We start from the raw sequence: 6,292 nt of genomic DNA, 5'->3' as shown, positions 1-6,292 counted from the left end.
GCAATGAAAATGGCACTGGAAAAACAGGCCGCTTGAGGCCAGATTAAAAACCCAAGACTCTCCCGAAAAATGGAGGGAAGTCGGGTCTCAGGTCAGGAGCGCTCGGCAAGGCGGGGTTGCTGGGGGACAAGAAATGATCGACCGCTCACACAAACTGTCGGTTACCCGTCAGGCGAAGCTTCTCGGTTTCAGCCGTGGCAGTGTCTATTATCTGCCCCGTCCGGTATCTGACGGAGATCTGGCTCTGATGCGCCGGATCGATGAACTGCATCTCGACTACCCGTTTGCCGGAAGCCGGATGTTGCAAGGACTCTTGAGGGGAGAAGGGCTGGTAACGGGGCGGTTACACGTCGCCACGCTGATGAAGAGGATGGGCATAGAGGCGATATACCGTCGCCCGAACACGTTGAAACCGGCACCTGGGCACAAAATCGATCCCTACCTCCTGCGCAAACTGGTGGTTACCAGGCCCATACCCAAGTCTGGGCTATGGACCGACATATATCCCCATGGCGCGCGGCTTCGTCTATCTCTGCGCCATCATCGACTGGTTTAGCCGGAAGGTGCTGTCGTGGCGGCTGTCGATCACGATGGAAGCAGCCTTCTGCATCGAAGCAGTCGAGGAAGCGCTTGATCGTTATGGCAAACCCGACATATTCAATACCGACCAGGGATCGCAGTTAACCTCTATCGACTTCACCGCAGTGCTGAAGAACGCCGAAATCGCCATCTCGATGGATGGCAAGGAGGCGTGGCGGGATAACGTCTTCGTCGAGCGGCTCTGGCGGTCGGATTAAATACGAGGAGGTCTATCTCCACGCCTACAAAACCGTGTCCGGGGCCCGCGCTGACATCGGTCGCTATCTGACCTTCTACAACACCCGACCCCCACATTCATCCCTTGACCGGCAGACGCCGGATCAGTCCTATTTCAGCGCGCTGGAACCAATGAAGGTGATAGCATAATCTAGGCGGAAATCCACTTAACGAAACGCCCCAAACTGTTCAGACAAACCGAGCCTCCTCTGGCATCGCGCTCAACACGGCAACAAGAAACGAGGCGATTTTCGACCTTCGCGTCGATGGCCAGGTTGATTTCAATAGCGGAACGATCGATCTCAACCCGTCCGGCCGTCGCCAGACGAAAAAGCGGCGCCCGGTGATTCGGCTGACCACTGGCCTTGCGGCCTGGCTGGACCATTGGGGAGATGACCGACCAATCCGGCAATATCAGGATACGGTCGAAAAGCGGCTGAACGCCATGGGAAAAGATTTGCAGCCGAGAGACCCGGACGGTCGCTTGCTTGCCCCGCTTAGCATGCCTGACATGACCTGCTACACGCTCCGGCACTTTATTGCGACCAACATGCGCCGCGCAGGCATCGAGGTCTCACGCGAGCAGCGCTCGAAATGGCTGGGTCACGTTGTTGCCGAAGGCTCCCGGACGACCGACTGGTACGAAAAATTCGACCCCGACTACCTGGAAGACCCAATGCGCGCCACGGAAATGATCATCCAGAAACTTCAGAATCACACCCACAAGAGCCTGCTTGCTCCCACCATGCACTCACAGGGAACACTTCGCGTAGTTTCAGGTCACGAAAAATAATAGCAATTTCAAATTGATAAGTGGTCGGAGTGGAGAGATTCGAACTCCCGACCCTCTGGTCCCAAACCAGATGCGCTACCAGGCTGCGCTACACTCCGACACTGGGTGCCCGGATACACTGAAGGGCTGCGCGCCGCAACAGGAAAATGGCTTTTGCAAATACGGACGATTACTTGTCTATGGTCGGCCCGCTGACCGTGTCGCCGGGTTTCAGCCCGTAAGCTTCGGCCTCTCCGCCGCCGATTTCCAGCACATAGCGCACTGGTTCGGATGAACTGATGATCGCCTTGGACTCAGGCTCGGCCTGTTCGTGAAACCCCGAAACCGTTCCATCGGCGCGGATAAAGACCATGTCGAGCGGGATCAGCGTGTTCGCCATCCACATGGAAGCGGGCCGCGACTGCCCGAAATCGAAAATCATGCCGTGGCCGCGGTCAAGCGCGGTGCGGTACATCAGCCCACGCTGGCGCTGCGGCGAGCTGGTGGCAACCTCGACCACCAGCGGATAATCGCCGCTTTCGGTATGCAGCGTCAGTTCGGATGTCGGAAAGACAATGTCGTTATCCTGGGCGGTGACTAGGCCCGCTGACACGAACAGGGCGAGCAGAAAAACGGCGGCAAACAAGCCCCTGTGCATACGGATCGTCATGATCTCTCCATTTCCGGCAACAGCGCCGGCCTATCATTGCCATTCAACCAACAGCCGGAAGGCCACCATGCCTGCCTCTGAGTTGAGAAAAGGATAGCGCTTCAGGCCGAAAACAGGAAAGCATTTTCAGAAAAACGGGGTGCCGTCACCCGAAACCGGAGACCTCAGTGTGTGCGGCCGTGCGGCGACGGCATATCGGGATGAACTTCGGCCGCCATCAGCCCTTTGGGGCCCTCGCCAAAGCGTACGAGCACGCTCTGTCCCGGCACCAGTTCGGTAATGCCATAGCGCCTGAGCGTTTCCATGTGCACGAAAATGTCCTCGGTCCCCTCACCGCGCGTCAGAAAGCCGAAGCCCTTCTCGCGGTTGAACCATTTGACCAGAACACGTTCAAGGCCGCTCGACGGTTCGACCTGAACATGGGTCTTGACCGGCGGCAATTGTGAAGGGTGTACGGCCGTCGACTGATCCATCGAAAGAATACGAAACACCTGCAGGCCACGCTCGCGCTTTTGAACCAGCGCAACCACGCGCGTGCCTTCCAGGATCGTCTGGTAGCCGTCGCGCCTCAGGCAGGTGATGTGCAAAAGCATGTCTTCCATGCCATTGTCCGGCACGACGAAACCGAAGCCCTTGCCGACATCGAACCATTTCACAAAACCGGTGACCTCGAGCAGATCTCCCGTTTCCGTGCCCGCATCCTCTCCGACCGAGTATCGTTCTGTCTGTGACCTCTCGGCCATACCGTCCCGCTCCTTGAAAAAACCCGGCTGCGAATTAACTGATTCTTGTCATTAGAATAACATTCATTCCTCGGGGTGCCACAAGTCCAAACGAAAAAGCAGTGGATGCGCATCCCGGCGACACACGCCGCTTTTGAAAAATCCGACAGGGAAGAGAACAATGCATTACCTGCACACCATGGTCCGCATTACCGACATCGACGCATCGCTGCACTTCTACTGCACGCTTATGGGCCTTGAGGAAGTGCGCCGTGTGGAAAATGAAAAGGGCCGGTTCACGCTGATCTTTCTCGCCGCCCCCGGCGATCTGAAAGACGGCGATGGCGAGCATGTGCCGAAACTCGAGCTGACCTATAACTGGGACCCGGAAGAATATTCCGGCGGCCGCAATTTCGGCCACCTCGCCTATCGTGTGGAAAATGTCTACGACTTTTGCCAGAAGCTCTCCGACGCCGGTGTGACCATCAATCGTCCGCCGCGCGACGGCAATATGGCCTTTGTCCGCTCGCCCGACGGCATCTCCTTCGAGATTCTCCAGGAGGGCGATCCGCTGGAGCCGAAAGAACCCTGGGCGTCGATGCCGAACACCGGCAGCTGGTAGCCGCAACAGAAGCTGCGCCGAAAGGCGCCGCTTCTTTCCATTAAAATCAGTCGGTTACACGCGATCCTGCGACTTCATTTTCAACATGTCGTTTTTTTGAAGGAATCGCTGTTTTACGCTTGCAGCAATTCTATTGCCTGATTATAAGGGCGCCCAGCGAACGCATGCGCCCTTCGTCTATCGGTTAGGACGCCAGATTTTCATTCTGGAAAGAGGGGTTCGATTCCCCTAGGGCGTGCCATTCGCACAAGGTGTAAAAGCCTTGCTGCAAATGGGGTCGAAGCCTGGCTTCGAAACCTGTGTTTTGCTGTTGAGGACCTCGCCCAAAGCGGTGTCTTCGAATTTGAAATGCGCGCCCTTCGTCTATCGGTTAGGACGCCAGATTTTCATTCTGGAAAGAGGGGTTCGATTCCCCTAGGGCGTGCCATTCAAATTCTGCCTGACGGCAACCACCCCTGTAAAACAGAGATGGCGACCGCCAAAATTCTGTGGCATCGTGCCCTCACCGGCGCATGCGCCCTTCGTCTATCGGTTAGGACGCCAGATTCTCATTCTGGAAAGAGGGGTTCGATTCCCCTAGGGCGTACCAGTTATCCACAGGCGCGCCCGGGCCCGGCAGCCATTTCGCAAAGCTCCACACCATGTCCGGCGCCTGCCTGCGCGATTCGCACGCATTCCGTAGGCCTGCCCTTTATCGGCAAAGCATAATACGCTACCGGCTTTTCAAAGGATTGCCATGATACCGGCGCCGGAACAGGCCGCGTCGGCATGAGGAGCGGGCATGCATCTGATCCACGAATCGATCGCGATGATTGAACCCTATCTGCGCCACTACGGGCTGCCGGCGCTTTTTGTCATCGTCTATCTGGAATCACTCGGCGCACCATTGCCGGGCGAAAGCGGTGTGATCTGCGCTGCATTGCTGGCTTCGGCCGGTCAGTTGCCGATCGAGGGCGTATTCCTTGCCGTTGCCGCCGGCGCCATTCTTGGCGACAATACCGGCTACCTGATCGGGCGTTATGGCGGCCGCGGCATCATCGAGCGCTACGGCCGTTACATCGGGCTCAATCAGCAGCGACGGGAATGGATCGAGGGGCTTTACGCGCAAAAAGGTGCTGCCGTTGTTGTCGGCGCGCGTTTCGTCGTCATCCTCAGACAATTAAACGGCATCGTTGCCGGCATGATGGCCATGCGCTGGAAGCCGTTTGTGGTGGCAAACATTACCGGCGCCATTCTGTGGACGGCCGTTTGGACATCCGTCCCCTTCATCTTCGGCGATTTCTTCGCCGCCCACTTCCATGACATCCTGAAATAGGACTTCATACCCAGGATCAATGATCAGCCGGAAATGATCCGGTCGATCTTCACGGCATAGCGGTCGGTCATGCCCGATACATAGTCGGCGAGCGTATGAAGCGCGGAATAGGGATCGCGCGCCTGACGCAGATCGATGCCCAGCGCGCGTTGCAGCTGGCGCGGATAGCCGCTGATCCTTTCCGCCTCGAAATCCACTGCCGCCAACGCCTCGAGCACCGGCAACACGCCATCGAGGATACGATGGACGAGATTGCGGCCCATCACCTCCAGCTCGGTCTTGCGCGGCGAGGTGAAGATGCGTTCGCTGGCAAGCCTGCCGATTTCGGCGAAATTTTCTCTCTGGGCCGATGCCTCGACAAGCCCGGCGGTAAACCTGCCGGTCATGATCGCGTCGTAGTTGGCGCTGAATGCGGCACTGCAATCCTCAAACGCCTTGCTGATGGCCACAGCGCGCAGGAAGGCCATCTTTTCGCCCGGCGTGTCTCCGCGGTCTTCCTGCGGAACAACGCCGGAAACGGCGGCAAGAAGCCCGGCCGCTTCCCGGTAGGACAGATCCCCGGACGTAAAGGCATCTTCCAGATCGAGAATATTGTAGCAGATGTCGTCCGCCGCCTCGACCAGATAGACCAGCGGATGGCGTCGCCACCATGTCGCGGTGTCATCTCCGGCAACCAGACCGGTCCTCGCCGCAACGGTTTCAAGCGCCTCCCGCTCGGTTTCGAAAACACCGAATTTCTTCAGCCCGCTGTCGCGCCCTGCGAGTGTTTTGCGCACCCGCGCCGTCACCGGATATTTGAGGAACGCGGCAAGCGTGGCATGGGTCAGCCGCATGCCACCTCGCCGGTTCATCTCAAGGCCGGAGAGAATGCGAAAGCCCTGGGCATTGCCCTCAAAGGCCTCGAATTCTTCTGAAAAACAGGCCTGCCGATCGGCAAAAAGCCCCTCGCCCCGGTCGAATTTTTCGGCAAACCACGCACCGATCGCATCTTCACCGGAATGGCCGAAGGGCGGATTGCCGATATCATGCGCCAGGCAGGCGGCATGAACGAGACCGGCAACGATGGCCTGGCCACCCTTTCCCACCAGGCCCTGCTCTTCCAGCCACCAACCGACTTCCAGCCCGAGTGAACGGCCGACGCTTGCCGTCTCCACACTGTGGATCAGGCGATGGTGGATATGATCGTTATCATAGAGAGGATGAACCTGCGTCTTGTTGGCAAGCCGCCGGAAGGGAGCGGAAAAACTGATCCGGTCGGCATCCTGATCATAGGCCGGACGCCGCGCCGTCTGCTGATGCGATGACTGGAACAGCCGTTCCAGATCCAGCAGTTTTTCCCATTTCATCGCGGCCATGAGATATCCCCTTCTTTCTG

At 57.9% G+C, this 6,292-nt stretch carries 6 protein-coding genes, 4 tRNA genes and 1 pseudogene; 7 read left to right on the top strand and 4 right to left on the bottom strand.

The window, feature by feature from the left end:
* Positions 1 to 94: 94 nt before the first annotated feature.
* Both ABID12_RS06855 and ABID12_RS06850 read left to right on the top strand, forming a co-directional pair.
* Positions 95 to 966: pseudogene (locus ABID12_RS06855) on the top strand (IS3 family transposase); the annotation flags it as partial.
* Positions 967 to 1,159: 193 nt separating this feature from the next.
* Positions 1,160 to 1,609 (top strand): hypothetical protein, encoded by a 450-nt coding sequence (locus ABID12_RS06850; RefSeq protein WP_354433594.1) that lies wholly within the window; start codon positions 1,160 to 1,162, stop codon positions 1,607 to 1,609.
* Between the two features lie 21 nt (positions 1,610 to 1,630).
* On the opposite strand, the gene ABID12_RS06845 is transcribed toward ABID12_RS06850, so the two are convergent.
* The 3 genes from ABID12_RS06845 to ABID12_RS06835 all read right to left on the bottom strand — a co-directional run bounded on the left by ABID12_RS06845 (position 1,631) and on the right by ABID12_RS06835 (position 3,001).
* Positions 1,631 to 1,707: transfer RNA gene (locus tag ABID12_RS06845), tRNA-Pro, on the bottom strand.
* 71 nt (positions 1,708 to 1,778) lie between these two features.
* A complete protein-coding gene (locus tag ABID12_RS06840; RefSeq protein WP_354433593.1) occupies positions 1,779 to 2,258 on the bottom strand; it encodes a DUF192 domain-containing protein in 480 nt (159 codons plus the stop codon).
* Positions 2,259 to 2,422: 164 nt separating this feature from the next.
* Positions 2,423 to 3,001, bottom strand: coding sequence for a cold-shock protein (locus tag ABID12_RS06835; RefSeq protein ID WP_106304534.1), 579 nt, complete (start codon positions 2,999 to 3,001; stop codon positions 2,423 to 2,425).
* Between the two features lie 160 nt (positions 3,002 to 3,161).
* Between ABID12_RS06835 and ABID12_RS06830 the strand changes: the two genes are divergently transcribed.
* From ABID12_RS06830 to ABID12_RS06810, 5 genes are all read left to right on the top strand, one after another.
* On the top strand, positions 3,162 to 3,602 hold the full coding sequence (locus tag ABID12_RS06830; protein ID WP_106304537.1) for a VOC family protein: 441 nt from the start codon (positions 3,162 to 3,164) through the stop codon (positions 3,600 to 3,602).
* 166 nt (positions 3,603 to 3,768) lie between these two features.
* Positions 3,769 to 3,843, top strand: a tRNA-Glu gene (locus tag ABID12_RS06825).
* A gap of 111 nt (positions 3,844 to 3,954) precedes the next feature.
* Positions 3,955 to 4,029: transfer RNA gene (locus ABID12_RS06820), tRNA-Glu, on the top strand.
* 87 nt (positions 4,030 to 4,116) lie between these two features.
* Positions 4,117 to 4,191 (top strand) — tRNA-Glu (locus ABID12_RS06815).
* A 192-nt stretch (positions 4,192 to 4,383) separates the two neighbouring features.
* A complete protein-coding gene (locus tag ABID12_RS06810) occupies positions 4,384 to 4,917 on the top strand; it encodes a DedA family protein (RefSeq protein ID WP_435528181.1) in 534 nt (177 codons plus the stop codon).
* A gap of 23 nt (positions 4,918 to 4,940) precedes the next feature.
* On the opposite strand, the gene dgt is transcribed toward ABID12_RS06810, so the two are convergent.
* On the bottom strand, positions 4,941 to 6,272 hold the full coding sequence (gene dgt, locus ABID12_RS06805; RefSeq protein ID WP_354433592.1) for a dGTP triphosphohydrolase: 1,332 nt from the start codon (positions 6,270 to 6,272) through the stop codon (positions 4,941 to 4,943).
* Between the last annotated feature and the right edge of the window lie 20 nt (positions 6,273 to 6,292).

The sequence above is a fragment of the Martelella mangrovi genome, from assembly GCF_040545495.1.
Classification (GTDB): domain Bacteria; phylum Pseudomonadota; class Alphaproteobacteria; order Rhizobiales; family Rhizobiaceae; genus Martelella; species Martelella mangrovi.
The sequence above is the reverse complement of the archived record's forward strand: the minus strand, read 5'-3'. Positions and strand labels throughout refer to the sequence as shown.

Coding starts and splice junctions, on each gene's coding strand:
- ABID12_RS06835 (WP_106304534.1), bottom strand. CDS start 3,001: ATGGCCGAGAGGTCACAGACAGAACGATACTCGGTCGGAGAGGATGCG.
- ABID12_RS06840 (WP_354433593.1), bottom strand. CDS start 2,258: ATGACGATCCGTATGCACAGGGGCTTGTTTGCCGCCGTTTTTCTGCTC.
- ABID12_RS06830 (WP_106304537.1), top strand. CDS start 3,162: ATGCATTACCTGCACACCATGGTCCGCATTACCGACATCGACGCATCG.
- ABID12_RS06810 (WP_435528181.1), top strand. CDS start 4,384: ATGCATCTGATCCACGAATCGATCGCGATGATTGAACCCTATCTGCGC.
- dgt (WP_354433592.1), bottom strand. CDS start 6,272: ATGGCCGCGATGAAATGGGAAAAACTGCTGGATCTGGAACGGCTGTTC.